Origin of the sequence: Mesorhizobium sp. M1050, from assembly GCF_040318715.1 — a bacterium.
Taxonomy (GTDB): Bacteria; Pseudomonadota; Alphaproteobacteria; order Rhizobiales; family Rhizobiaceae; genus Mesorhizobium.
Genome location: NZ_JAMYMV010000011.1, coordinates 38160 through 62502 on the forward strand (window position 1 = coordinate 38160; position 24343 = coordinate 62502).

Consider the following 24343-nt stretch of genomic DNA (forward strand, 5'->3'; position numbering starts at 1 on the left):
GAACTGACATGCTGAACTACCTGACCCGCAGAACTCTAATGAAGGGCCTTGCCGCGACGGGGCTTGCCGGCGCGCTTGGCGGCCGTCCCGCCTTTGCGGCCGACGAGCCGCTGGGTATCACGCTCGTGCTCCCGTCGCCGGTCGGCGATGTCGGCTGGGGCCATGCGCTCGCCGCCGGCCTCGAGCCGGTCAAGGCCGCATACGGCGACAAGGTGAAGATCACCGTCATCGAGAACATCGCCGAGGGGCCGGACGCCGACCGGATCATGAACAAGACCGTCGCCGACGGGAACAAGTTCCTGATCGCCGGCTCGTTCGGCTACCAGAATGGCGCACTGCAGATCGCCCGCCGCGATCCTGGGGTCACCGTGCTGCATGCCTCCGGCTTCCAGACCGCGCCGAATTTCTCGCCCTTCGCGGCGAAGTATTTCCAAGGCACTTACCTGCTCGGCATGGCCGCCGCAGCTCTTTCCAAAACCGGCAAGCTGGGCTCGGTCTCGGCCTTCGCCATTCCGGAGCTGATCACCTCGATCAACGCATTTACGCTCGGCGCGCAGACCGTAAACCCCGCTATCGAGGTATCGGTCGTCTGGGTGAACTCCTGGTTCGACCCGGCCAAGGAACAGGAGGCCGCCAAGGCACTGATGGCGCAGAACTGCGACGTGATCTTCTCGAACGCGCAGGATACGCCCTCGGTCATCTCGGCCTGCGAAGAGGCTGGCGTCTACGCGTTCAACCTCAATTCGTCGATGAAAAAATATGCGCCGAAGAAATATCTCGGCTGCATTGCGACGGACTGGTCGCCCTTCTTCAAGGCTTCCGTGGATGCCCATATCGCCGGAACCTTCAAGGGCGCCAACGCCTTCCTTGGCGTCGCCGAAAAGGTGGTAGAGGTCGTGGACTGGAACTCGGATATCCCGGCCGACACGATGGCGAAGATCAAGGAAGTGGCGGCGAAGATCGCCGACGGCAGCTTCTCGCCCTTCACGGGTCCAATCTCCAAGGCCGACGGCAGCGAAGCCGCCGCCGCCGGTGCGACGATAGCGGATCCCGAGATCGTCGCGATGGACTGGCACGTCAAGGGTGTCACCACACCGCTGCCCAAGTAAGTCATGACCCCGCCCCTTCTGTCGCTTCGCGGCATCTCGAAAAGCTACGGCCAGATCCGGGCCAACCAGGCCATCGATCTGGACGTGGCGCCCCAATCGATCCATGCGATTCTAGGGGAAAATGGGGCGGGCAAATCGACGCTGATGAAACTCATCTATGGCGTCGAACAGCCGGACGAGGGCACCGTCGTCTGGAACGGAGAGCTCCTGAGCCTTGCCTCGCCGGCCGAGGCAAGGCGCAGGGGCATCGGCATGGTCTTTCAGCATTTCTCGCTGTTCGAGACGCTGAGCGTTGTCGAGAACATCCAGCTCGTCGTGCCCGGCAGCAAGGCGGAGCTGGCGGGGCGCATCCGCACCCTCGGCCAGGAGTTTGGCCTTGAAGTAGATCCTCTCGCCGATGTGCACGCGCTTTCGGTCGGCGAGCGGCAGCGGGTGGAGATCATCCGCTGCCTGATGACGGACCCGAAGCTGCTCATTCTCGACGAGCCGACCTCGGTGCTGCCGCCGCAGGCGGTGAAGAAGCTGTTCGAAACGCTCAGGCGCCTTCGCGACCGCGGCGTGTCCATCCTCTTCATCTCCCACAAGCTGGAGGAAATTCGCACGATCTGCGACCGGGCGACCATCCTGCGTGGAGGGCGCGTTACTGGCACCGTCGACCCGCGCGACCACGATACGCACGACCTCGCCCGCATGATGATCGGCCGCGACATGCCGGAGGTGATGCCGGCATTGGCCATGCCCGAGGGGGAGAAGCGGCTGGAAATAATCGGCATGGATTACACGCCCGATGACCCCTTTGCCACGCCGCTCTCTGGTATCAGCCTCACGGTACGATCAGGCGAGATCCTTGGCATTGCCGGAATCTCGGGCAATGGCCAAGGCGAACTTGCCGCGCTCATCTCAGGCGAAGCGATGCTGAAGGAACAGCGCGACCGGATCTACATGATGGGCCGCGACGTAGGCACACTCGACGCGGCGGCGCGCAGGAGAGTAGGGTTCGCCTTCGTGCCCGAAGACCGGCTCGGACGCGGCGCGGTCCCTGAAATGTCGCTCGTGCTCAACACCGTTCTTACCGCCCATCCTTTCGATCTCGTGAGGCACGGCCTCATCGACAACGCCGGAGCGACGGCTTTCACCAGCGAATGCATCCGCCAGCACGACGTCCGCGCCTCCGGCCCGGCTGCCGAAGCGGGCTCGCTGTCCGGCGGCAACTTGCAGAAATTCATCGTCGGTCGCGAGATGATGCTCTCGCCAAAACTGCTCTTCGTGGCGCAGCCGACCTGGGGCGTAGACATCGGCGCTGCGTCCGCCATCAGAAGGCGGCTCATTGCGCTGCGCAACGAGGGCATGGCTATCCTCGTCATTTCCGAGGAACTCGAGGAACTTTTCGAACTCTGCGATTTCATCCAGGTGCTGCATCATGGGATGCTCAGTCCGCCTCTGGTCACGCGGGACACGCGCCCCGAAGACATCGGCCGATACATGATCGGCGCTCATGCCTCGCCAGAGAAGGTTCCTGCATGAACATTTCGGCCGCGACGTTCCTCCCCGCGCTCGTCCGCCGGGAGCATGCCTCGCTCGTCGCGGCCATGCTGGCCCCGGTTGCCGCGCTTGGCATGGCGATCATCCTCAATCTGGGCCTTTATGCGCTCATAGGCCGCGATCCGGCGGCCGTGCTGTACGCGATGCTTCTCGAGCCGTTCCTCTCCTGGACATCGTTCGCGGAGGTGCTGCTCAAGGCCGGGCCTCTTCTCCTCATCGCGCAGGGGCTGGCGATCGGTTTTCGAGCAAAAGTGGTCAACATCGGCGCGGAGGGCCAGTTCATCCTCGGCGCTATTTTCGCCTCGGCGATCCCTGTCTGGTTTCCGCAGGCGACCGGGCAGTGGATCTGGCCGCTGATGCTGCTTCTCGGGGCCCTCGGAGGTGCGCTTTGGGCATCTATCACCGCCTTCTGGCGCGTCAGATTCAATGCGAACGAGATCCTGGTCTCCCTGATGCTGAGCCTCGTTGCCGCGCAAGTCCTCAACTACCTGCTGCTCGGCCCCTGGAAGGACCCGGCCGGCTTCAATTTCCCACAATCCGTGATGTTTCAGAACGACGCGATGCTGCCGACCCTGATCGCGGGTACCCGCGTCAACGTCTCGCTGCTCATCGCACTCGCGCTCTCGCTGGCGGCCTGGGTTTTCATGCAGCGAAGCTTCATGGGATATAAGCTCCAGGTCGGCGGCCTTGCCCCGCGCGCGGCCGGCTACGCCGGCTTCAGCGAAGCGCGTGCGATTTGGCTGTCGCTTCTGATCGGCGGCTTCGTGGCGGGACTGGCAGGCGCCGCGGAAGTCGCGGGGCCGCTCGGCCAGTTGCAGCGCTCGATCTCGACCGGCTACGGTTATGCGGCCATCATCGTCGCCTATCTAGGCGGCTTGCATCCGGTCGGCATCATCTTTTCTGGGCTCTTCATGGCCGTCCTTTATATCGGCGGCGACAATGCGATGGTGTCGGCGAACCTGCCGATCGCCGCCGTCCGCGTCTTCCAAGGCAGTTTGCTGCTCGCCTATCTCGTCGCTGTGGCCTTCGTGCGCTACCGCATCGAGTGGCGCCGCCCCCATCTCCGGAGCCAGCCATGAACGCCGTCGAGTTCATTATTTCGGGCATGCTCGCAGCCGCAACCCCCTTTCTGCTTGCCGCACTAGGCGAGCTGGTGGTCGAGCGCGCCGGCGTCCTTAACCTCGGCGTGGAGGGCCTGATGGCCCTCGGCGCGGTGCTCGCGTTCATCGTCGTCTACCACGGCGGTGGACACCTGCTGGGCTTCGTCGCCGCCGGCCTCGGCAGCGCCGTCCTGTCCCTCGTCTTTGCAGTGCTGGCACTCGGTTTCAGGGCAAACCAGGTCGCCACGGGCCTTGCGATCGGCATCCTCGGCCAAGGCCTTTCGGCGCTGTTCGGCAAAAGCTACGAGAGCCTGACGGTCAAGGGGCTCCCGAAACTTGCCTTTCCCGGCCTCTCGGAAATCCCGGTAGTCGGCAGGCTGTTTGTCGAAGACGTCGTCGTATGGCTTTCCCTTGCCGTGACGTTCGCGATCTGGGCGATGTTTGCCTATACGAGGGTCGGCCTTGTCGTGAGGGCAATCGGCGAGAATCCCAAGGCTGCCCACGCCATCGGCTATCCGGTCATCGCCATCCGTGTCGCGGCAATAGCCTTTGGTGGCATGATGGCTGGTTTTGCCGGCGCCTATGCGGCAGCGGTGTACACGCCCCTTTGGGCGGACGGCATGATTGCCGGACGTGGCTGGATCGCGATCGCACTCGTTGTCTTTGGCACCTGGCTTGCTGGCCGCATCTTCCTGGGTGCCTGCCTCTTCGGCGCGGTTTCGCTGATGAGTCTCGCGGCCCAGGCGACCGGTCTGGACGTACCGTCGCAACTGCTTTCGAGCCTTCCCTATCTCGTTACAATCGTCGTGCTCGGTATCATCTCGGCGGACCGCCGCCTGCTCAGGCTGAACGGCGTCGCCTCGCTTGGCGAACCCTTCGAACGCTAGCCACGATGTGGATTTGCGAAGCTCGGCGCAAGTTGAAGCGCCCTTGGCGGTCGACTGCTCGCAGGCAATCAGGCAGCGTCTGGCAAAGACTTACGGCGCTCGATCAGGCCCGTGGCGGTCGAGAACCGCATGCATCGTCGAGATCGCTACAACGAAGGCGTCGCAATCCATAACCCCTCAAAATTGATTGGCTCAAAGCTGTCTACCAGCCTTGTCGGCCATACCATTCGTCGATGTCTCGGCGTACGCGATCCTTCGCCAGGCCGTAGCGTTCCTGGATCTTGCCTTCGAGCTGATCGCGCTTGCCGGCGATGCGATCGAGATCATCATCGGTGAGCTTGCCCCACTGTTCCTTCACCTTGCCTTTGACCTGCTTCCAATTTCCTTCGACGCGGTTCCAGTCCATGGTGGCGAACTCCTTCGTTTCTCTGGTGGAAAAACGGTCGTATGGCCGTGGGGTTCCGCTACAATGCCGAGAAGCGACAACCGCGATTGGAAGCGGATTTCGTTTCGATCAAACAGCCTCGATGGAACATTAGCAGTTTCTAAATGTTGATGTGTGCGGCAGGCGGTGCCCTCCATCGCCTGCTGAAGATTGGGGCGACAGCCCCGATCGGCCCGCGCTCTCCGCCAGAGGCGCGGGCTTTATGATCTGATCAAGGGAATAAACTGGCCCGGGGAATTAACTGGCCAAGGGAAGCGATGACCGAGGGACATGGCAGGCTTCTTTCGGCCCTCGCGGCGGGTTTTTCTATTTAGGGTTTGTCGATTACTGTTGGTCGCTGGAGGTGCGGCGATGACGGCTTGCGATGGTTCGGCTACCGGCCAGTCCTGGCGGCGTCTCGGCCTGCGGATCTTGCCGGGCGGCGCCCATCCGCTGGTCATTGCTATCGGTGCCGGCCTTGCCTTTGGCGCCTACATGGCGTTGGCCGATGCCATTCTGTTCCGCGACGTCACGCCCGCTGCACAGATTGCACTCGTGGCGGGATCGTCGGCTCTTGAACGGATCGCCCATTTCGCCCGTCTCGCGGTGCTGGATGAACTGGAATTCCGCCTCGTCGCGATGTCGATAATCGCATGGCTCCTGGTCAGCGTGGCGGGTAAGCAGGCATGGTGCTTCTGGGCAGCGATCCTCCTCACGGCGCTGGTTGTCTTTCCAGCATTTCACCTCCCCTATCTGTCGGCGCTGACACCCTCATTCCCAACAGCATTGCGAGAGATCATGCTGCATGGCGGCGCGGGCATCCTGTGGGGATATCTTTATTGGCGGCACGGTTTGGTTGCCGCCATCGCCGCACACGTCAGCGCGCATCTTTCACTGCAGCCACTGTTGGCGATCATGCACTGAAGGTGTCGTCTGGCTAAGGCCGCTGGATGAGCTTGGCATCGGTCGGGAACATGATGTTCTTCGGCCGTACGGTGGTGTCGACGATCACTTGGCGCGTGTCGGCCGGTTTCATCGCACCGGTCTTGACCGTAAATGCCGAGGCTTTCCTGCAGGAGCACGACGACCCGCTCCTCGCTCATGCGGCTATGCCAGCGTCATCGACGAGCGGCCGCCATGGCTAAGGCAGTGTCCCCATCCCCCTAACACTCTCCCGCTCCACCAGCGGGCACTCCAGCTTGGTGATCGGATACCGTCCTCGCCCCGGCACCGCCGGCGCCTCCAGCTGCTCGATCGCCCATTGGCCCATAGCCATGTGCGGCAGGATCGAGGTGGTCAGCGGCGGGAACAAGTGCCGGGCGATTTCCTCGTCGTCGTAGCCGACGATGGAGATGTCCTGGGGGATGTGCAGGCCGGCTTCCTTCAGCGCTTCGTAACAGCCGATCGCGGTGCGATCGTTCTGGCAGAAGATGGCGGTCGGACGGTCCTTCAGCGCCAACAGCTTGACGGTCGCGGCATAGCCGGCACTGGCCGACCAGTCGCCCTCGACCACCAGTTCGGGATCGAACGGGATGTCGGCGGTGGCGAGTGCGCGGCGGTAGCCCTTCAGCCGGTCTTGTGCCGCCTGCATCCACGGCTCGCCGGTGATGGTTGCGATGCGGCGGTGGCCGTGGCTGATCAGATGGCGGGTCGAGTTCTGGCCGCCGGCGATCTCGCTCGGCACCACGGCCGGGAAGGCGTAGTCTGATGTGTAGCAGTTGAGCAGGATCACCGGGATATCGAGGCCGTAGAGGTAATCGGGCGCGGTGATCTCCCGGGTGAAGATAGTCATGTAGATCAGCGCCGAAATGCCCCGCTTGGTGAGTGCCGCGATGGCCCGCGGCTCCATGACGGCATCGCCCAGCGTCTGCGCCACCAAGAGCACGTTTCCGGCATTCCACGAGGCCTGCCGCGCGCCCTCGATGGCGACGACGGCTTCCGGGCTGGTGGCGAGCTGGTCAACGACGAAGCCGATCACACCGTCGAGTCCTTCGAAGGCGGGCTCCTTGAAGGCAGGCAACGCCGGGTGAAGCGCCGAGAAGGCGGGCGCCGCATAGCCAAGGGTCCGCGCGGCCTCGATCACCCGTTCGCGGGTCTGCTGCGACAGCTTGATCCCTGGCGAATTGTTGAGCACGAAGGAGACGGTCGCCTGCGAGCATCCGGCCGCCCTGGCGATATCGGTCATGGTGACACGACCCCTGGCGCCCTTCGCCGGCGCCTTGCGGCGCCTCGCTTTGTCGATGGCCGGACTATCGCTCATGTCGCTCCCTCAGCCTGTCTGGCGACGGCCTGTCGGGCCGCCAAGATGGCGTGGATGTTGCCGGCTTATAGAAATCGCCACAACTCATTTATATCTATTAGCAACCTTGAGGTCCACTCGCCATGCGAATCTGGACAACTCACAACTCAAGCGCCATAAAGCCCGGGCGTTGTCGCAGCCAGGCGGCGGCTCGCGCCAGATACGCCGCGAAACCGAAATCTCGTCCTGGGCGCCACCTCGAAACTAATACTGTTTACTAATACAAGAATGCGCTGTACCGTCAATTTGTCGCGTCCGGGCCGCCTGGGTCCGGGGCCGGCTGGAGTGTGTGCAAATGGCCGATGGCGAGCGGATATTAGCTCCGCGAGCCTTGTCTCGAATATACGATATGTCAGACAAATCGGACTATTTACGAACGAGAGATGAGTCTCTAAGGTCGATGGTCGTGGCTGGAAGGGCGCCATTCTTTCGTTGCCGGAACACCCTTTGAGGAGGAGGGCGTCCAAGCTGCAAACGGCAAATTCAGGTGACTAAGACCAGTCTGTCTGATGACTAAACCAAATGGGAGGTTGAACATGAAATCTTTGATACGAAATGCATCCGTGGCCACCGCGGCGCTGCTGCTCGGCCTGTCGGCCACGGCAATCGCGCGCGCCGACGACAAGCCGACGCTGGCATTCGTCGTCAACGGCGCTTCCGATTTCTGGAAGGCCGCCGAAGCCGGCGTCAAGAAGGCGCAAGGCGAACTGCCGGATTACAATCTCGAACTCAAATATCCCGAGCAGTCCTCGGTCGCCATCCAGCAGCGGCTGATGGACGATCTGGTGACGGCTGGCGTCAAGGGCATCATGGTCTCGGCCGTCGATCCCAAGACCTCGACCGACGGGCTGAACAAGATCGCTTCGGAAACAGCGCTGTTCACCACCGACTCGGACGCCCCGCAGACCAAGCGCGTTGCCTATATCGGCTCGTCCAACGTCGATGCCGGCAAGCAGGCGGCTGAAATCGCCAAGAAGGCGATGCCCAATGGCGGCAAGTGCCTCGGCTTCGTCGGCCTGCTCGGCGCCGACAATGCCAAGGAGCGCATCCAGGGCATGAAGGACGGCCTGGCCGGCACCAAGATCGAACTGATCGACGTGCGTGGCGACGACATCGACCAGGCGCGCGCCAAGAAGAACGTCGAGGACGCGCTGGTCGCAAGCCCCGACGTCACCTGCATGGTCGGCTTCTACTCCTACAACACGCCGCGCATCTATGAAGCGCTGCGCGACGCCGGCAAGCTCGGCTCGATCACCGTCGTCGGCTTCGATGACGATCCGATCACGCTGGGCGGCGTCAAGGAAGGCACCGTTGCCGCAACCGTCGTGCAGCAGCCCTTCGAATGGGCCTATCAGGGCATGAAGCTGATGGCTTCCTATCTCAAGGGCGACAAGTCGGGCATCCCGGAAGGCGGCCTCATCATCGTTCCCACCAAGATCATCGGAAAGGATGATGTCGACGCCTATGCCGCCAACCTGAAGGCAATGTCTGGAAACTAAAACTTGAAGCAGTTCAGCCGGCTCAACTTCGCTTGGGCCGGCTGCTCGCATTGACGAACCGCGCGAGGATCGTCAGTCTGCCACAAGGTCAGCCCGCCAACTGCTGTCAGGCATGATGAACTATTCCGACACATCCATCGCTACGACCACCCCGTTCCTCAGCCTCGAGAACGTGCGCAAGACCTATCCGGGCGTCGTCGCGCTCGATGGCTTCTCCATGGAGGTCAGGCCGGGCGAGGTCATCGGCCTCGTTGGCGAAAACGGCGCCGGCAAATCGACACTGATGAAGATCCTCGGCGGCGTCACCACGCCGGACACCGGCACGATCACCGTCGACGGCACCGCCCACAAGGGCCTGACGGTCGAAGCCAGCCTGGGCTCGGGCATCGCCTTCGTCCACCAGGAACTCAATCTATTCGACAATCTCGATGTCGCCGCCAACATCTTCTTCGGCCGCGAGCCGTTGCGCGCCGGGCCGTTCAAGCTCGTCGACCGCGCAAAACTGCGCACCATGGTGGCGCCGCTGCTGAAGCGCGTCGGCGCCAATTTTTCCGCCGACACACCGGTTGCGACCCTGTCGCTGGCGCAGCAGCAAATGGTCGAGATCGCCAAGGCGCTGTCGATCGAGGCGCGGCTGGTCATCCTCGACGAGCCGACATCGAGTCTGCCGCTCGCCGAGACCGACAAATTGCTCGACGTCATCAAGGCGCTGAAGGCCGACGGCATCAGCGTCATCTTCATTTCGCATCGCCTGCACGAGGTCGAGCGCGTCGCCGACCGCGTCGTCGTGCTGCGCGACGGCATGTTGGCCGGCACCTTGCCGAAGAGCGACATCGGCCATGACCAGATGGTCAAGCTGATGATCGGCCGCATGCTGAAGGAACGCGAAAAGGCCTCCGAGGCCGCGCGCGCGCCCGGCGCCACAGCCCTGTCGGCCAAGGCCATCCGCACCCCTGCCTATCCCGGCCGGCCGGTCGATCTCGACGTCAGGCGCGGCGAAATCCTCGGCCTTGCCGGCCTTGTCGGCTCCGGCCGCACCGAGCTGGCGCGGGTGTTTTTCGGCATCGACCCAAGCCTTGGCGGCGCGCTCGAGCTCGACGGCAAGCCGCTCGTGCTGGGCTCGGCGGCCGACGCCGTCGCGCATGGCATCTTCCTGGTGCCGGAGGACCGCAAGCTGACCGGCATCCTGCTCGACCTGTCGATCGCCCAGAATATTTCGCTGCCCAATCTGCCGGCGCATGCGCGCCGCTCGCTGGTGTCCACAAGTGCCGAGATTGCCACCGCCGAGAAGCAGAAGAAGGATCTCGGCATCAAGGCGCCGTCCGTGCAGACGCGCACCGGCACGCTGTCAGGCGGCAACCAGCAAAAGGTCGTGCTCGGCAAATGGCTGGCCATGAATCCGAAAGTAATGATCCTTGACGAGCCGACGCGCGGCATCGACATCGGCGCCAAGGCGGAAATCTACGGCCTGATGCGCGCTCTGGCCGATGCCGGCGTCGCCGTGCTGATGATCTCCTCCGACATGGAAGAGGTGATCGGCGTGTCCGACCGCATCGCCGTCATGCATGAAGGCCAGATCTCGGGCATTCTGGACAAGGACCGGTTCAGCCAGGAAAACGTGCTGCTGCTGGCGGTGGGCAAGCAGCCGAAATAGGTTTTTGCCGGGGTCTCGCGCAAGCGCGGGCCGCTCAGCTATTGGGGAGAAAACGATGAGCAAGAAAGATCTCGGCCTGCTGATCCTGATCCTGGTGGTCGGCGCCATCGTGGCGATCATCAATCCGCGCTTCCTGTTGCCGATCAACCTCGCCAACACCTCGAACCTCATCGGCCTGTTCGGCATCCTGTCGATCGGCCAGGCCTTCGTCATCATCACCGGCGGCATCGAACTGTCGGTCGGCTCGGTTGTTGCGCTGCTGGGAACGTTGTTCATCGACTTCATCGCCGTGCGCGAGGTGGCGTGGCCACTGGCCTTCGTGCTGATCCTCTTGCTCGGCGCCATCATCGGCCTGGTGCATGGCTGGCTGATCACGCGGCTCAAGCTGCAGCCGTTCGTCGTCACTCTGTGCGGCCTCTTGATCTACCGCGGCGTCGCCCGCTTCTACACCGCCGACGGCACCGCCGGCTTTGCCTTCGGCCAGAATTTCCCGAACCTCGAATTCCTCACGGCCGGGCGCTCATATGGCGTGCCGAACAGCTTCATCGCGCTGATCGTCATCGCCATCGTCATGTGGGTGGTGCTGCACCGCTCGGTGTTCGGCCGCTATCTCTACGCTATCGGCAAGAACGAGGAGGCGGCGAAATATTCGGGCATCCGCACCGGCCGCATCGTTATGGCCGCCTACGTCATCTGCGGCGTGCTGACGGTGCTGTCGGCGATCTATTTCGCCATGTACACGCGCTCGATCTCGCCGGCCAGCCACGGCCAGTTCTACGAACTTTACGCCATCGCGGCGGCCGTGCTCGGCGGCTTCTCGCTGCGCGGCGGCGAGGGCTCGCTGGTCGGCGTCATCCTCGGCACGGTGCTGCTGCAGGAGTTGCAGAACCTCGTCAATCTGCTTGGCATCCCGTCCTCGCTCAACTTCGCGGTGATGGGCGGCGTCATCCTCATCGGCGTGCTGGTCGACCAGCAATGGGGCGTGTTCCGGGAACGGCGGCTGATGGTCGACGCCACTCGCAAAAGCGCCGCTGGTGCGGCCGCGGAATAGGCCGGCTCGAAGCAGGTTAGATCAGCCCCGACATGTCGGAAAAGGCCATCGCCTTGCGCAGTACCTCGGCGAAGCGCTCGCCGGCCGCGTCGCGCGGGCCGCTATTGTCGATCGAGGTGACGCCAGGGCCGGACAGAGTGACATTGGCGCTGCGGGCCAGCCGCGCCAGCACTTCGCCGCGGGACTCGCGGCCGCGCATTGCCAGCCGCTCGGCCAGCACTTCAGGCGAGGCGGTGATCTCGACGATGGCCAGATTGGCATAGCGCTCGCGCAGCGTCGGGATAATCGCGCGCGACACATTCGCCACCGCGACACGGCCATTGGCGACGGACCAGTCGACATCGACGGGGATGCCATAGCGCAAGCCGTGCGCCTCCCAGGAAATGGCGAAGGCGCCATCGGCTTCGGCTTCGACGAAAGCGGCGTCGGCCAGCGTGTCGTGATCCTCGCTGGCGGCATCGCTCGGCCTGGTGATGACCCGGCGGACGAACTCCAGCCGGGTCTCTTCAGTGAAGCAGGCGCGGGCGAAGCCGATCACCGTGTCCTTGCCGGCGCCGCTTGGGCCGACGACGGCGACGAAGACGCCATCGCGGATCGGAAACGTCTCGGCCGACAATTCACGCTCGATCGACGCCGACACCATCATGCGACCCGGCGTCCCTGGCGCCAGACGGTGCGTACCACCGGGACATGGTCGTCGACGCGCACGCGCACGAGGTCGGCGCGGCGGCCCTGCTCGATGACGCCGCGGTCGGTCAGGCCAATCGCCTCGGCCGGGTTTTTCGAGACCATGGCGACCGCCTGCGGCAGTGAAATGCCGTCGACGACGTCGCCTAGGAAGAACGCCGACTGGATAAGGCTGAAGGGAATGTAGTCGGACGACAAGATGTCGAGCAGGCCGTCGCTGGCCAGCGTGCGGGCCGAGACATTGCCCGAATGCGAGGCGCCGCGCATGACGTTGGGCGCGCCCATCAGCACGCCGAGTCCGGCCTCTTTCGAGGCCCTGGCGGCTTCCTCCGTGGTGGGGAATTCGGCGACGCGCACGCCCTGTTCGATCGCCTCTCCGACATGGCCAAGCGTGGCGTCGTCGTGGCTTGCCAAAACGATGCCGCGCTCGTGGCAGGCGGCGGCGATCACTGCCCGGTTCGGTACCGAATTGCGCGCCGATTCCGCCATCCGTTTTTCGCAGAACAGTTTGAAGTCGCGATCGGTCAGCTTCAGCTTGCGCTGGTAATAATAGGCATAGGTCTCGAGATTGACGAACTGGCGCTGGCCGGGCGCATGGTCCATCAGCGATGCCAGCTTCACCCGTTCGTCGCCGTCGAAATTGGCGAACGCCTTGAGGCAGTCCGGCGCCGAAACCTCGCAGCGCAGATGGATGAAGTGGTCGGCCCGCAGACGGTCCTGCTGCACGCTGTCCTCGATAGCGTCGGCCAGCTTGCGGATGTCGGCGGATGTCAGGTCGGCGTCCTCGTCCATGCCGACGCGCAAGGCGTCGAGCACGGTGGTGATGCCGGCGGTCGCCACTTGCGCGTCATGGGCGAGCACGGCGGCGATCGGATTCCAGCGCACCTTGGGCCGCGGCGCGTAGTGGCCTTCGAGATGGTCGGTGTGAAGCTCGACCAGCCCGGGAATGATGTAGTCGCCGCCCATATCCTCGCCGGCCATGCTCCCACTGGTTTGGCTGGTGCCGACGTCGATGCCGGCGATAAGGCCGTCGCGCAGCACCAGCGAACCCTCGACGATCTCGTCGGCAAGAACGATGCGGGCGTTGTGGAGAACAGTCTCGGCGGTCATTTCAGGCAGTCCTTGGTTATTCCGGCTGGGGTTATGCCGGCTGGGTGTCAGGCAGTTTTTCTGGCCGGGCGGCGCCCGAGCGCATGATGCGAAAGCACCATGAAAGGTGCGCCCGGTTCGGTTTCGACGAACAACGTCAGCGCATCCACCAGCAGCGGCTGTTGCAGCACCTGCGCAAACAGACTGTCGATTGCTGCGCGCAAACGAGGGCTTTCCTGTGGCCCCGCTCGGCCGGACAGCGTCATGTGGAAGCGAAAGGTCTCGAAGACATAGGGGTAGCCCCATTGGCAGAGATTGCGGAACTCGGCCGGCTTCAGTGAATCCGGGCTGCGCCGCTCGATTTCCGCCTCGGTCAACGGCGCACGAAACCGGTCGAAGCCGAGCACCACATCATCGGCGAAGCGGTTGAGCGCCGGCAGCGGGCCTTCCGGCACCAGTGCGAAGAAGCCATCGATCTGGCTGACGACGAGACGCGGAATGGTCACCACCGGCGTCGCCTCGGCAAAATGATCGAGTGCGGCGCGCAGCGAGGCTTCGGTTTCGCTGGCGGCCAGGCGGAACGGGGCTTTCAGCGTCGCGTGAAAACCATAGCGGCGCGCCGAAGCGGTGTGGAAAGCAACTTCCGCCGCCGACAGGTCGGCCACCGCCTCGGCCGGCCTTGTCGCGCCGCCAAACGGGTCGCGGCCGAGCCAGTCGGCGGCGATCCGCGCCAGCGGCTCGTCCTGCCGGGGGGTGAAATAGAGGGCGTAGCGCATCAGTAAGTCCTCGTCAGCCCCTTGCCATAGGTGATTTCCATGACGGATTGACGAAGCTTTGACGGGTTTTCGAAGGCAAATCGAGCCTTCCGGTCTTTAGCCGACGTTTTTTCCGGGTTGGACCAACAGCTTTACCCGGAAGAGACGATCGATCAGGCCTTCATCAGCCATTCGTGCTCAGGCGCATTGTGGAATTTCCACGTCCGCTTAGGCCCGGCCATCACGTTGAGATAGTAGAGGTCGTAGCCGTGGCAGGCGGCGCAGGGATGATAGCCCTTGGGAACCAGCACGACATCGCCGTCCTCGATCGCCATCGCTTCGTCGAGCGCGCGGTGGCCATTCTTGTCGGCGTCGGTGTAGACGCGCTGGAAGGCAAAGCCCTGCGGTGGGCTGAGCCGGTGATAGTAGGTTTCCTCGAGATAGGATTCGTCGGGCAGGTTGTCCTGGTCATGCTTGTGCGGCGGATAGCTCGACGTATGGCCGCCGGGCGTGATGACCTCGACCACCAGCAGCGAATCGGCCGGCTTGCCCTCCGGCAATATGTTGGTGACGTAGCGCGTGTTGGTGCCCTTGCCGCGCACCTCCTGGCCGAGATCGTCCGGTGCGATCACCCGCACCGGCAGACCGCCGCCAAGGCCCGGCGCCGAGCAGACCGCGAGTTCCAGCTCGGTATCCGCCGTCACCGACCAGTCGGAGCCTTGCGGAACGTAGACCGACCACGGCTTGCCCTCGAAGGGCGACATGCGCTCGCCAAGCAGGCCGAAATCCTTGCCGCCGCCTCTCGCGTTGCCCTTGCCGGTGACGAACACCAGGCAGACTTCGCGATCATCGGTTTTTCCGGAAGCGCTCTCGCCGGGCCGCAGCCGATGCAGGTCGAAACCGACATAGCTCCAGCTTGCGTTCTCCGGCGTCACATGGGCGACGCGGCCATGGCCCTTGTCGGCCTTCACCAGCAGCTTCGACATCCCTGTCACTCCTTCGGTTCGGCCTCGGCCTTGCCCTCGTCCGCGGGCTTGTAGAGGTAAAAAAACTGCCAGACGGCGTAGCCGGCGAAACCAAGCGCGATGACGCCCCAGAACGGCGTGCCGGTGGCGAACTCGATGACCGACCAGATGACGCAGACCGCGACGACGGCGACACGCCGCCACAAAGGCCGGAAGAAGGGGTGTTCGTAATCTTTCATCGCGCCAATCTACAGCAATCGGCTTCGCCGGGAACCCACCGCATCAGGCCCCCTTGATCAGACATTGGGAAAGCCTTGCGTTTCGACCGTGTAGCCGGCGGCGGTCATCACGCGCATCAATTCCTTGTAGCCGACCTGCGCCATCCTGAGCGGCGGGTTCTTCTTCGGATCCTGCTCGGCCTCGACCACGAACCAGCCCTCATAGCCATGGTCGGCAAAGCGCTGCACGATGGCGCCGAAATCCAGCGAGCCGTCGCCCGGTACCGTGAAGGCACCCAGCGCCACCGCGTCGAGGAAGGACTGTTTCGTGCGGTCGAGTTTCTCGATCACGCCCATGCGCACGTCCTTCACATGAACATGGCTGATGCGCTTATGATGGTTGTCGATGGCGCGCAGCACGTCGCCGCCGGCGAATGCCAGATGGCCTGCATCGAGCAGCAATGGAATGCCTTCGCCCGAATAGCGCATGAAGGCATCGAGCTCCGGCTCGGTCTCGACCACCGCCGCCATGTGGTGGTGGTAGGACAGCGGCATGCCTTGCTCGCCGCACCATTCGCCGAATTCGGTGAGGCGCTTCGCATAGGCCTTCATCTCGTCGTCCGACAGCTTCGGCTTGGTGGCCAGCGGTTTGGAGCGGTCGCCCTGGATCGAGCGGCCGACCTCGCCATAGACGATGCAAGGCGCGTTCACCGCCTTGAACAGGTCGATCATCGGCTGGATGCGATCCTTATTGTCAGCCATCCCCCCATCGACCAGCGTGCCGGAGAACCAGCCGCCGCACAGCGTCACGTCTGCTGCCTTGAGGATCGGCAGCATGACATCGGGGTCGTTGGGAAAACGCCGGCCCATTTCCATGCCGGTGAAGCCGGCCGAACGCGACTGGCGCAAGCACTCCTCCAGCGACACGTCATCGCTGAGTTCCGCGAGATCGTCGTTCCACCACGCAATGGGGGACATGCCCAGTTTGGCTTTCAAGTCGTCACTCCAGTTTCAGTTCGTATTCACTCTCCCCCTTGTGGGGGTCCGAAGGACGGGCGAGACCCGTGGCTCGCCCCGGCAAGTCGCTGCGAAGCAGCGGGTGGGTGCGGCGCCGGACTCCCACCCGGACCTTCGGTCCGACCTCCCCACAAGGCGGAGGTAGGGGCTTGGCCGCGTTACATCAATCGCCGATTGTCTGCATCTGCCGCTTCTCATCATAGGCTTTGCGCGCCGCGTTAACCTGCGGCCGCGCCGATACTTCCGGCACCGCCACATCCCACCAGTGACCGCCGGCATCGGTGGAAACCAGCGGGTCGGTGTCGATGACAAGCACCGTGGTGCGGTTGTTCTTCGTGGATTTTTCCAGAGCGTTTTCCAATCCGGCGATCGACGGCACCTTTTCGGCAATCGCCCCCATGCTCGCCGCATGCGCGGCGAAGTCGATATCGGGCAGGACTTCGTGACGCGCGTCCTTCAGGAGGTTGTTGAAGTTGGCGCTGCCGGTCGCCATCTGCAGCCGGTTGATGCAGCCATAGCCCCTGTTGTCGAGCAGCACGATGGTCAGCTTCAGGCCGAGCATCACCGAGGTGGCGATCTCGGAATTCAGCATCAGATAGGAGCCGTCGCCGATCATGACGACGACCTCTTCGTCGGGCTTCGCCATCTTGGTGCCCAGTCCGCCGGCAATCTCGTAGCCCATGGTCGAGAAGCCGTATTCGGCATGGTAGGAGCCAGGCGCGCCAGCCTGCCAGAGCTTGTGCAACTCGCCCGGCAGACCGCCGGCGGCATGCAACAGCGTCACGCCAGAGCCCATCGCGCGCTGCACGGCGCCGATCACCTGCGCATCCGACGGGAAGGCGGCATTGGTCGACGCCGTCACCTTGGCCGCCTCAGCCTGCCAGGCCGTCTTGCCGCTGGTCGCATTGTCGGTCCAGGTCGCCGGCGCCTTCCAACCTTTAAGCGCTGCACCGAGTTCAGCCAAACCCTCGGCCGCGTCAGTGACCAGCGTCAACGCGCGGTGCTTGCCGGCGTCGAAGGGCTGCACGTTGAGTCCGATGATGGTCTTGCCCGAATACTTGAACAGCGCCCATGAGCCAGTGGTGAAATCCTGCAGGCGTGTGCCGATGGCAAGCACGACATCGGCTTCTTCGGCCAGCCGGTTGGCGGCCGAGGTGCCGGTGACGCCGACCGCCGCCATGTTGAGCGGATGCTCGTCCGGCAGCGAGGATTTGCCGCCTTGCGTCTCGCAGACCGGAATGCCGGCGCTTTCCACGAATTTCGCCAGTTCGCCCGAGGCTTGCGAATAGAGGACGCCGCCGCCGGCGATCACCAGCGGCTTCCTTGCCCCCTTGAGTGCCGCGACCGCGGCGGCCAGTTCGTGGCGATCCGGGCGCGGCCGGCGCTGGTGCCAGACCCGCTCGGCAAAAAAGCTCTCGGGATAGTCATAGGCCTCGGCCTGCACGTCCTGGCAGAGCGACAGCGTCACCGGGCCGCACTCGGCCGGATCGGTCAGCACAGCCATGGCACGGCTGAGCGCCGGGATGATCTGCTCCGGCCGGGTGATGCGGTCGAAATAGCGCGACACCGGACGGAAGCAGTCATTGACCGTCGCCGTGCCGTCGGAGAAATCCTCGGCCTGCTGCAGCACGGGGTCGGGAATGCGGTTGGCGAAGACATCGCCGGGCAGAAACAGGACGGGCAACCTGTTTACATGGGCGAGCGCCGCAGCCGTCACCATGTTGAGCGCACCGGGACCTATCGAAGATGTCGCGGCCATGAAGCGGCGGCGGAAGTTGGCCTTGGCGTAGGCGATCGCAGCATGCGCCATCGCCTGCTCATTGTGGGCGCGGAAGGTCGGCAATTCGTCGCGCACCTGATAAAGCGCCTCGCCTATGCCGGCGACATTGCCGTGGCCGAAGATCGCCCAGACCCCGCCGAAGATCGGGACCTTGTTGCCGTCGATCTCGGCCATCTGCTTGCTGAGAAAGCGGGTCAGCGCCTGCGCCATCGTCAGGCGGATTGTCTTGCTCATGGTGTCTCCTCCGCAGTCGTTGTGCCGCGCTTCTTATGCCGCTTTGCGGCCGCGCGCGGCAAGCCACGCTTCGGTCAGCTGTTCGAAGCGCTGCGCCATGTCGGCGATAGCCTCGTCATCCGACATCTTGCCGGCCAGCCATTGTTCGGCCGCATGGACGAAGATGGTGCGGCCGACGGCAAAACCCTTGACGATTGGCGCCTTGGCGGTGGCTGCGAAAGCCGCTTCCAGCTCGTCCTGCGGCGCTTCCAGCCCAAGCAGCACGACGCCGCGGCACCACGGATCGTGCTTCAGGATGACGGCTTCGATCTTGGCCCAGGCACCGCTCGACGCCTGCGGCTCGAGCTTCCACCAGTCGGGCTTGATGCCGAGCGCATAGAGTTCCTCCAGCGCGCGCGGGATCGTCGTGTCGTCGAGCTTGCCGTGCTTGCCGGCGATGATCTCGATGAGAAGTTCTCTGCCTACTTTCCGCGCGCCTTCGAACAGTGCGCGCAGCTTCTGCTGCTGCTCTTCCTTCAAGGCTGCCGGATCGTCGGGATGGTAGAAGCACAGGCACTTGATACAGTGATCGACCGGCCATTCGGTGAGCTGCGAGCCGATGTCCTGCGAGAATTCGAAGCGCAGCGGCCGCGATCCCGGCAGTTCGACCGGCCGCCCGAGCCAGGCGAAGGGATGGCGGGCGAATTCGAACATCGCCTTGCGGCCGTATTTCTCGTCGATCAGCATGCCATAGCCGTCGCGGCCGGCGGCGACCTTCGCTGCCGCCTTGACCGCCAGCACCTTGAATTCTTCGATCCGCGCCGGATTGGCGCCAGCTTTCGCCGCCACATCCTCGAGCTGCACACGGTGGTCGCAGGCGAGCGCCATCAGCGAGGGAATGTCGCGCCGGCGCGTCGTCGCCCAATGGATGTGGTTGATCGCCTCGTCCTTGCGCAAGGCCAGATGCTTGCTGCCGTGCTTGAGGAAGAACTGCAGCTCCTCGAAGGTCGGATACTCCGGCGCGCAGAGCAGCCGCGACACGGCGAAGGCGCCGCAGGCATTGGCCCAGGTCGCCGCCGTCGCATGGTCTTCGCCCCCCAGCCAGCCGCGCAGGAAGCCGGACATGAACGCGTCGCCGGCGCCGAGCACATTGTAGATCTCGATAGGGAACCCCTTGCCGACGACGCCGTCCTCGAGATCGTCGCTGATCGGTCCGTCATAGACGATGCAGCCCATGGCGCCGCGCTTCAATACGATGGTGGCGGACGACAGCGAGCGGATCGCCTTCAGCGCGCTCAGGCAATCATCGGCCCCCGACGCGATCATGATCTCTTCCTCGGTGCCGACAATGAGGTCGCAATCGGGCAGCACCGTCTTCAGCTGGGCCGAGACGCGGTCCGATTTGACATAGCGCTCGAAACCTTCGGCATGACCGGCAAGACCCCAGAGATTGGGCCGGTAGTCGATATCGAACACCACCTTGCCGCCCTTGGCCTTCATGATACGGATCGCCTTGCGCTGCGCGGCATCGCTGTTGGGGCGGGAAAAATGGGTGCCGGTGACGACGACGGCACGGGCCGAAGAGATAAACGCTTCGTCGATATCCTCCTCGGCCAACGCCATATCGGCGCAGTCCGAGCGGTAGAAGATCATCGGCGAGACGCCTTCGTCCTCGACCGAGAGCAGCACCAGCGCCGTCAGCCGCTCCTTGTCGGCCTTCAGCCCGTCGACGTTGACGCCTTCACGTTTGAGCTGCTCGCGGATGAAGCGGCCCATCTGCTCGTCGCCGACGCGGGTCAACAGCGCCGAGCGCAGGCCGAGCCTGGCCGTACCGACCGAAATGTTGGCCGGGCAGCCGCCGACCGACTTGGCGAAAGAGGTGATATCCTCCAGCCGCGAGCCGATCTGCTGGCCATAAAGGTCGACGGAAGCGCGACCGATGGTGATCACGTCGAGCGGCGCCTGTTTCGCGTCCACGGCTTCGCTCATTGGAACCTCCCGTCGGCCTTGTTGTCATGAACAACATTGTTGGGTAACACGCGCGAGCGGCAGCGTGGTGCCGGGAATATGAAATAATAATTCCAATCCATAGTCAATATGGAATGAGCGTTCCTTCGGCGAAAAGTGCCGCTTGGTGATGCTTGCAGGAGGAGACTCTGCCGGGCCTGGCCCCGTTCACCACGGCAGCGGGCCATGGTCGTTGAAGTACCCGGCGTTCGGACCATCGGCAGCCAAGGTCGCCAGGTGTATGACGATCTCGGCCGCCTGCTGCACGGTGCGGTGGCCTCTAAATCCATTCAGGTCGGTGGCGGTATAGCCGGGCGCCGCGGCATTGACCTTGATGCCTTGTGGCGCAAGTTCGCGGGCGAAGGCGACGGTGATGGCGTTCAGGGCCGTCTTGGAACTGCCATAACCCATCAGGTTGACCGACTGGTTCGGCGTGCCCGAATCGAGCGCGCGCCCGATGGATCCCGTGGAACTGCTCACCATCACGATGCGGGCGGCCGGCGCTGCAAGCAGCAGCGGCAGGAAAGCCTGGGTCACGCGGATCGGCCCGAAGACATTGACGTCATAGGTCGCCCTGACATCGGCAAGCTGCTGCTGGCTCGGCGGCAGCTCGTAGTTGATGGCGACGCCGGCATTGTTCACCAGCACGTCGAGACAAGGGCTTTCCGCCTCGACAGTTCTGGCGGCCGCCGCGACGCTTTCGTCCTGTGTGACATCCAGCGCAAGCCATTGAACATCCAGGCCTTCGCTGCACAATTCCTGCGCTGCCGCCATGCCGCGCTCGGCATTCCTGGCGCCAAGCCACACCTTGAAGCCCATCGTCGCCAAACGCCGGGCAATCTCGCGGCCGATGCCCTTGTTGGCGCCTGTCACCACGGCGGTTTTCGATTTCGTCATTTGGGTTCTCCATCTCTCCATGTCGAAGACCCAGAGATGGCGTCCTATGAGGAATGCCGCGCGCCGAAAACTCTTCGGCTCTTGCCTAATCCTCTCATATGGGTTGCGCGGCCACGATGGACGCGCGATGCTGATGCCATGAGCGAGGCACTGCAGGAGCTGATCGATATCGCCGGCCGTCATGCGCGCGGGCGACGAACGACAACGGCGATCCCCCGCGTTTCGATCGGCCGCAGCGAAGTCGCCACGGCGCCAATGGCGGGGGTATGGGGGTCGGGAATCCTGTTTGTGCTGCAGGGCGCGAAAACGGTTCTGATCGGAGACCGGACCCTCCGCTATGATCCCGCCAGCTATTTCATCTACACCGTCGACACGCCCACCATCAGCCAGTTGGTGGCAGCCAGCCCCAGACATCCCTACCTGGCAATCGGCTTTACCCTCGATCTGCAGGCCATTGCCGCTCTTCTCGTCGAGCACGAGCCGGCACTCGGCGGAGACAATTTCTCCACCTCGCCCGTCAATGAGGATCTGCTCGACGCATTGCGGCGAATAATGCGGCTGCTCGACCGGCCAAGTGAGATTCCCGTGCTGTCGACCATGCTCGAACGCGAGATGTTGTTCAGGCTGCTGCAAGGCCCCCAGGGCGCAAAGCTTCGCCAGCTTGCGCGCGCCGACGGCCATCTGTCCCGGATTGGCCAGGCGATCGCCTGGATCCGCGCACATTGCCATCAGCCGGTCCAGGTCAGAGACCTGGCAGAAATCGCCCATATGAGCAACGCTGCATTTTACCGCCACTTCAAGGCGGCGACGGCCATGAGCCCGATCCAGTATCAAAAACAAATCCGGCTCTTGGAAGCCCGCCATTTGCTGGCTGCCCAGCCAGGCAATGTTGCAAGCGTTGCCTTCGCCGTCGGCTACGAGAGTGCTTCCCAGTTCAGCCGCGAATACGCCCGCCAGTTCGGCTTGCCGCCCGCGCGCGACGCAGCGCGGCTTTCGGCGGCAGGCGAGGCTTCCGCAGAAATTCTCTAACCTTTGCGCTTGCGGCCCGTGTCGCCTCGTTTCTCACCGACGCCGACGGTCAGCGCCATGGCCAGCGCCATGGTCGCCGACAGCGAGCGGAAGCCGGCGAAATCGGCCTCGGCAACCTCGAACCAGACCTTGGCGAACTGGGCGAGCGGCGAAAACGAGCTGTCGGTGATGGCGACAATAGGCACGCCCCGTTCCGAAATGCTGCGCGCCTCTTCGATGGTGGCCGGCGCGTAAGGCGAGAAGGAGATGGCGATGACGGCATCCGCCGGAGTGGCGAAACCGATCATCTCGGCATTCAGGCCGGCGGCCGATTCGATCAGCTGGTTGCGGATCTTCAGTTTGCCCAGCGCATAGGCGATGTAGGACGCCACCGGATAGGAGCGGCGTTTGGCCAGCACGTATATGGTCTCCGCCCTTGCCAGCAGCGAAATTGCGTCTTCCAGATGCGTGTCGTCCAGCGTGCGCGAGATGTCGTTGAGCGAGGTGCTGGCGGCGGCGACGAAGCCGTCGAAGATCGCCCGGTGGCCCGCGGCGCCTTCGGCCTTGGCGCGCAAGGCTTGCAGCCTTTCGTCGTAGGATGAATTGCGCTCGCGCAGCCGTTCGCGGAATACCTGCTGCAAACTGGTGAACCCGTCGAAGCCGAGCTGCTGGGCAAAGCGGATCAGGGTAGACGGCTGCACGCCGGCCGAAGCGGCGATGCTTGCGGCGGTGCCGAAGGCAATGTCGTCGGGATTGTCGAGCGCGTAGGCGGCGATCTGGGCGATGCGCCTGGGCAGGCTTTCGCGCCGATCGAGGATCGTTGCGCGTAGCGTCTCGAAGTCGCGAGGTACCCGTTCGTCCATCGTCGCTCTGTCCAAGCTCATGCGTGAAGCGTCCCTCTGTGCCTCATCATAGTGAGCCTGCGCAAGAATGCCATAAAAAATGAGGCAGACATTCCATTCCAAGAGAAAATGGATTAATTCATCCACGCAGCGCTTCAGGCAGTGGAGAAACTGAAAATGGTCGGAGTCGGTCTCATCGGCACGGGTTTCATGGGCAAGTGTCACGCCATTGCATGGAGCGCCGTCGGCGCCGTCTTTCCCGATGTCGCCAAGCCGCGGCTGGTCCATCTCGGCGAAGTCAATGAAGAGCTTGCCCGGCGCAAGGCGGCCGAGTTCGGTTTCGCCAAGGCCTCCGGCGACTGGCGCGCCGTCGTCAACGACCCGGAGGTCGACATCGTCTCGCTGACCACGCCCAACCAGTTCCACCCGGAAATGGCCATCGCCATCCTGGAAGCCGGCAAACATCTGTGGTGCGAGAAGCCGATGGCGCCAGGTTTTGCCGAGGCCGAAGCGATGGCGGCGGCGGCGAAAAAGTCCGGCAAGGTCGCGGCCCTCGGCTACAATTACATCCAGAGCCCGTCCATCCGCCACATCGGCACGCTGCTCGACGAGAAGATCATCGGCGAGGTCAACCATCTGCGCATCGAGATGGACGAGGATTTCATGGCCGATCCCGAAGCGCTGTTTTTCTGGAAGCACGAAGCGGCTTCCGGCTATGGCGCGCTTGACGATTTCGCCGTGCACCCACTGTCGCTAGTTTCCGCCCTGTTCGGCCGTGTCGCCAGCGTCATTTGCGACATGGCCAAACCCTATGCCGATCGCAAGGTGGCCAGCGGCGGCCGCCGTGTGGTGGAGACCTACGACATTGCCAGCGTGCTGATGCATCTGGAGAACGGCATCGCCGGCACGTTGCTGGTCAACCGATCGGCCTGGGGCCGCAAGGGTCGCATCGCCATCCAGATATTCGGATCGAAGGGGTCGATCCTGTTCGATCAGGAGCGGATGAATGAAATCCAGCTTTATGTCACCGCCGACCGCCCGACCGAGCAAGGCTATCGCACCATCCTTGTGGCGCCGCACCACAAGCCCTACGACGCCTTCCTGCCGGCGCCAGGCCATGGCCTCGGCTTCAACGATCTCAAGATCATCGAGTGCCACGAATTGCTGACGCGGCTTTCCGGCCCGCCGGCGCGGCTCATCGAATTCGCCGAAGGACTGGAGATCGAGCGCACCGTGCACGCGATGGCGCGCTCGTTCGAGGAAAAGCGCTGGGTGGATGTGAGGTAGGTCCGCTTCTGGC

At 63.7% G+C, this 24343-nt stretch carries 22 protein-coding genes and 1 pseudogene; 10 read left to right on the forward strand and 13 right to left on the reverse strand.

Features of this window, described 5'->3' with window-relative positions; genetic code table 11:
- The first annotated feature begins 11 nt into the window (after window positions 1-11).
- Genes NKH57_RS09275 through NKH57_RS09290 form a run of 4 tightly spaced genes read left to right on the forward strand, consistent with a single transcriptional unit; the run spans window position 12 to window position 4638 of the window.
- On the forward strand, window positions 12-1109 hold the full coding sequence (locus NKH57_RS09275) for a BMP family ABC transporter substrate-binding protein (RefSeq protein WP_352943778.1): 1098 nt from the start codon (window positions 12-14) through the stop codon (window positions 1107-1109).
- 3 nt (window positions 1110-1112) lie between these two features.
- Window positions 1113-2633, forward strand: coding sequence for an ABC transporter ATP-binding protein (locus tag NKH57_RS09280; protein WP_352943674.1), 1521 nt, complete (start codon window positions 1113-1115; stop codon window positions 2631-2633).
- Window positions 2630-3730, forward strand: coding sequence for an ABC transporter permease (locus tag NKH57_RS09285; RefSeq protein WP_352601561.1), 1101 nt, complete (start codon window positions 2630-2632; stop codon window positions 3728-3730). Before NKH57_RS09280 ends, NKH57_RS09285 begins: the two co-directional genes overlap by 4 nt.
- Window positions 3727-4638: an ABC transporter permease gene (locus NKH57_RS09290; protein WP_352729375.1), complete on the forward strand. Its 912-nt coding sequence runs from the start codon at window positions 3727-3729 to the stop codon at window positions 4636-4638. Before NKH57_RS09285 ends, NKH57_RS09290 begins: the two co-directional genes overlap by 4 nt.
- A 202-nt stretch (window positions 4639-4840) precedes the next feature.
- Here NKH57_RS09290 and NKH57_RS09295 read toward each other — a convergent pair whose 3' ends face one another.
- Entirely contained in the window at window positions 4841-5044 is a 204-nt protein-coding gene (locus NKH57_RS09295; protein ID WP_352601557.1) for a CsbD family protein, read from the reverse strand.
- A gap of 309 nt (window positions 5045-5353) precedes the next feature.
- Between NKH57_RS09295 and NKH57_RS09300 the strand changes: the two genes are divergently transcribed.
- On the forward strand, window positions 5354-5986 hold the full coding sequence (locus NKH57_RS09300; RefSeq protein ID WP_352943677.1) for a hypothetical protein: 633 nt from the start codon (window positions 5354-5356) through the stop codon (window positions 5984-5986).
- A gap of 19 nt (window positions 5987-6005) precedes the next feature.
- Here NKH57_RS09300 and NKH57_RS09305 read toward each other — a convergent pair.
- Window positions 6006-6180, reverse strand: a pseudogene (locus NKH57_RS09305) (IS5/IS1182 family transposase); the annotation flags it as partial.
- Window positions 6181-6203: 23 nt separating this feature from the next.
- Window positions 6204-7247 carry a LacI family DNA-binding transcriptional regulator gene (locus NKH57_RS09310; protein ID WP_502907274.1) on the reverse strand — a complete coding sequence of 348 codons (1044 nt, stop codon included), beginning with the start codon at window positions 7245-7247 and terminating at the stop codon, window positions 6204-6206.
- 650 nt (window positions 7248-7897) lie between these two features.
- On the opposite strand from NKH57_RS09310, the gene NKH57_RS09315 reads away from it, so the two are divergent.
- The 3 genes from NKH57_RS09315 to NKH57_RS09325 all read left to right on the forward strand — a co-directional run bounded on the left by NKH57_RS09315 (window position 7898) and on the right by NKH57_RS09325 (window position 11565).
- Entirely contained in the window at window positions 7898-8860 is a 963-nt protein-coding gene (locus NKH57_RS09315; protein ID WP_031260946.1) for a sugar-binding protein, read from the forward strand.
- Between the two features lie 115 nt (window positions 8861-8975).
- Window positions 8976-10514, forward strand: coding sequence for a sugar ABC transporter ATP-binding protein (locus NKH57_RS09320; protein WP_352943780.1), 1539 nt, complete (start codon window positions 8976-8978; stop codon window positions 10512-10514).
- A 55-nt stretch (window positions 10515-10569) separates the two neighbouring features.
- Window positions 10570-11565: an ABC transporter permease gene (locus tag NKH57_RS09325; protein ID WP_352943681.1), complete on the forward strand. Its 996-nt coding sequence runs from the start codon at window positions 10570-10572 to the stop codon at window positions 11563-11565.
- A gap of 16 nt (window positions 11566-11581) precedes the next feature.
- Here the strand turns inward: NKH57_RS09325 and phnN are convergent, their stop codons facing one another.
- The 9 genes from phnN to NKH57_RS09370 form a co-directional block, all read right to left on the reverse strand.
- Window positions 11582-12211 (reverse strand): phosphonate metabolism protein/1,5-bisphosphokinase (PRPP-forming) PhnN, encoded by a 630-nt coding sequence (gene phnN / locus NKH57_RS09330; protein WP_352943683.1) that lies wholly within the window; start codon window positions 12209-12211, stop codon window positions 11582-11584.
- On the reverse strand, window positions 12208-13362 hold the full coding sequence (locus NKH57_RS09335; RefSeq protein ID WP_352729363.1) for an alpha-D-ribose 1-methylphosphonate 5-triphosphate diphosphatase: 1155 nt from the start codon (window positions 13360-13362) through the stop codon (window positions 12208-12210). The genes phnN and NKH57_RS09335 overlap by 4 nt, the downstream gene beginning before the upstream one ends.
- 47 nt (window positions 13363-13409) lie before the next feature.
- Complete coding sequence (locus NKH57_RS09340; protein ID WP_352943686.1) at window positions 13410-14117, reverse strand: DUF1045 domain-containing protein; 708 nt, start codon at window positions 14115-14117, stop codon at window positions 13410-13412.
- A 152-nt stretch (window positions 14118-14269) separates the two neighbouring features.
- The gene (iolB, locus tag NKH57_RS09345; protein WP_352943688.1) at window positions 14270-15082 is read right to left on the reverse strand and encodes a 5-deoxy-glucuronate isomerase; all 813 of its coding nucleotides are present in this window, start codon (window positions 15080-15082) and stop codon (window positions 14270-14272) included.
- 5 nt (window positions 15083-15087) lie between these two features.
- On the reverse strand, window positions 15088-15300 hold the full coding sequence (locus NKH57_RS09350) for a DUF3329 domain-containing protein (RefSeq protein ID WP_352943690.1): 213 nt from the start codon (window positions 15298-15300) through the stop codon (window positions 15088-15090).
- A gap of 57 nt (window positions 15301-15357) precedes the next feature.
- A complete protein-coding gene (gene iolE / locus NKH57_RS09355) occupies window positions 15358-16275 on the reverse strand; it encodes a myo-inosose-2 dehydratase (protein ID WP_352943692.1) in 918 nt (305 codons plus the stop codon).
- 184 nt (window positions 16276-16459) lie between these two features.
- Complete coding sequence (gene iolD, locus NKH57_RS09360; RefSeq protein ID WP_352943694.1) at window positions 16460-18310, reverse strand: 3D-(3,5/4)-trihydroxycyclohexane-1,2-dione acylhydrolase (decyclizing); 1851 nt, start codon at window positions 18308-18310, stop codon at window positions 16460-16462.
- Window positions 18311-18343: 33 nt separating this feature from the next.
- Window positions 18344-20278 (reverse strand): bifunctional 5-dehydro-2-deoxygluconokinase/5-dehydro-2-deoxyphosphogluconate aldolase, encoded by a 1935-nt coding sequence (locus NKH57_RS09365; RefSeq protein WP_352943696.1) that lies wholly within the window; start codon window positions 20276-20278, stop codon window positions 18344-18346.
- Window positions 20279-20464: 186 nt separating this feature from the next.
- Window positions 20465-21193, reverse strand: coding sequence for an SDR family NAD(P)-dependent oxidoreductase (locus tag NKH57_RS09370; RefSeq protein WP_352943698.1), 729 nt, complete (start codon window positions 21191-21193; stop codon window positions 20465-20467).
- Window positions 21194-21331: 138 nt separating this feature from the next.
- Here NKH57_RS09370 and NKH57_RS09375 point away from each other — a divergent pair, with 138 nt between their 5' ends.
- Entirely contained in the window at window positions 21332-22222 is an 891-nt protein-coding gene (locus tag NKH57_RS09375; RefSeq protein WP_352943700.1) for an AraC family transcriptional regulator, read from the forward strand.
- Here NKH57_RS09375 and NKH57_RS09380 read toward each other — a convergent pair.
- Complete coding sequence (locus NKH57_RS09380) at window positions 22219-23064, reverse strand: MurR/RpiR family transcriptional regulator (RefSeq protein WP_352729421.1); 846 nt, start codon at window positions 23062-23064, stop codon at window positions 22219-22221. The two genes, NKH57_RS09375 and NKH57_RS09380, sit on opposite strands and share 4 nt — an antisense overlap.
- A gap of 156 nt (window positions 23065-23220) precedes the next feature.
- On the opposite strand from NKH57_RS09380, the gene NKH57_RS09385 reads away from it, so the two are divergent.
- A complete protein-coding gene (locus NKH57_RS09385) occupies window positions 23221-24330 on the forward strand; it encodes a Gfo/Idh/MocA family protein (protein WP_352943702.1) in 1110 nt (369 codons plus the stop codon).
- Window positions 24331-24343 lie beyond the last annotated feature (13 nt).

What these genes read in the sequence shown, in the direction of transcription:
- NKH57_RS09280 (WP_352943674.1), top strand. Translation starts at nt 1,113, where the DNA reads ATGACCCCGCCCCTTCTGTCGCTTCGCGGCATCTCGAAAAGCTACGGC.
- NKH57_RS09285 (WP_352601561.1), top strand. Translation starts at nt 2,630, where the DNA reads ATGAACATTTCGGCCGCGACGTTCCTCCCCGCGCTCGTCCGCCGGGAG.
- NKH57_RS09290 (WP_352729375.1), top strand. Translation starts at nt 3,727, where the DNA reads ATGAACGCCGTCGAGTTCATTATTTCGGGCATGCTCGCAGCCGCAACC.
- NKH57_RS09295 (WP_352601557.1), bottom strand. Translation starts at nt 5,044, where the DNA reads ATGGACTGGAACCGCGTCGAAGGAAATTGGAAGCAGGTCAAAGGCAAG.
- NKH57_RS09300 (WP_352943677.1), top strand. Translation starts at nt 5,354, where the DNA reads ATGGCAGGCTTCTTTCGGCCCTCGCGGCGGGTTTTTCTATTTAGGGTT.
- NKH57_RS09310 (WP_502907274.1), bottom strand. Translation starts at nt 7,247, where the DNA reads ATGACCGATATCGCCAGGGCGGCCGGATGCTCGCAGGCGACCGTCTCC.
- NKH57_RS09315 (WP_031260946.1), top strand. Translation starts at nt 7,898, where the DNA reads ATGAAATCTTTGATACGAAATGCATCCGTGGCCACCGCGGCGCTGCTG.
- NKH57_RS09320 (WP_352943780.1), top strand. Translation starts at nt 8,976, where the DNA reads ATGAACTATTCCGACACATCCATCGCTACGACCACCCCGTTCCTCAGC.
- NKH57_RS09325 (WP_352943681.1), top strand. Translation starts at nt 10,570, where the DNA reads ATGAGCAAGAAAGATCTCGGCCTGCTGATCCTGATCCTGGTGGTCGGC.
- phnN (WP_352943683.1), bottom strand. Translation starts at nt 12,211, where the DNA reads ATGATGGTGTCGGCGTCGATCGAGCGTGAATTGTCGGCCGAGACGTTT.
- NKH57_RS09335 (WP_352729363.1), bottom strand. Translation starts at nt 13,362, where the DNA reads ATGACCGCCGAGACTGTTCTCCACAACGCCCGCATCGTTCTTGCCGAC.
- NKH57_RS09340 (WP_352943686.1), bottom strand. Translation starts at nt 14,117, where the DNA reads ATGCGCTACGCCCTCTATTTCACCCCCCGGCAGGACGAGCCGCTGGCG.
- iolB (WP_352943688.1), bottom strand. Translation starts at nt 15,082, where the DNA reads ATGTCGAAGCTGCTGGTGAAGGCCGACAAGGGCCATGGCCGCGTCGCC.
- NKH57_RS09350 (WP_352943690.1), bottom strand. Translation starts at nt 15,300, where the DNA reads ATGAAAGATTACGAACACCCCTTCTTCCGGCCTTTGTGGCGGCGTGTC.
- iolD (WP_352943694.1), bottom strand. Translation starts at nt 18,310, where the DNA reads ATGAGCAAGACAATCCGCCTGACGATGGCGCAGGCGCTGACCCGCTTT.
- NKH57_RS09365 (WP_352943696.1), bottom strand. Translation starts at nt 20,278, where the DNA reads ATGAGCGAAGCCGTGGACGCGAAACAGGCGCCGCTCGACGTGATCACC.
- NKH57_RS09370 (WP_352943698.1), bottom strand. Translation starts at nt 21,193, where the DNA reads ATGACGAAATCGAAAACCGCCGTGGTGACAGGCGCCAACAAGGGCATC.
- NKH57_RS09375 (WP_352943700.1), top strand. Translation starts at nt 21,332, where the DNA reads ATGAGCGAGGCACTGCAGGAGCTGATCGATATCGCCGGCCGTCATGCG.
- NKH57_RS09380 (WP_352729421.1), bottom strand. Translation starts at nt 23,064, where the DNA reads ATGGACGAACGGGTACCTCGCGACTTCGAGACGCTACGCGCAACGATC.
- NKH57_RS09385 (WP_352943702.1), top strand. Translation starts at nt 23,221, where the DNA reads ATGGTCGGAGTCGGTCTCATCGGCACGGGTTTCATGGGCAAGTGTCAC.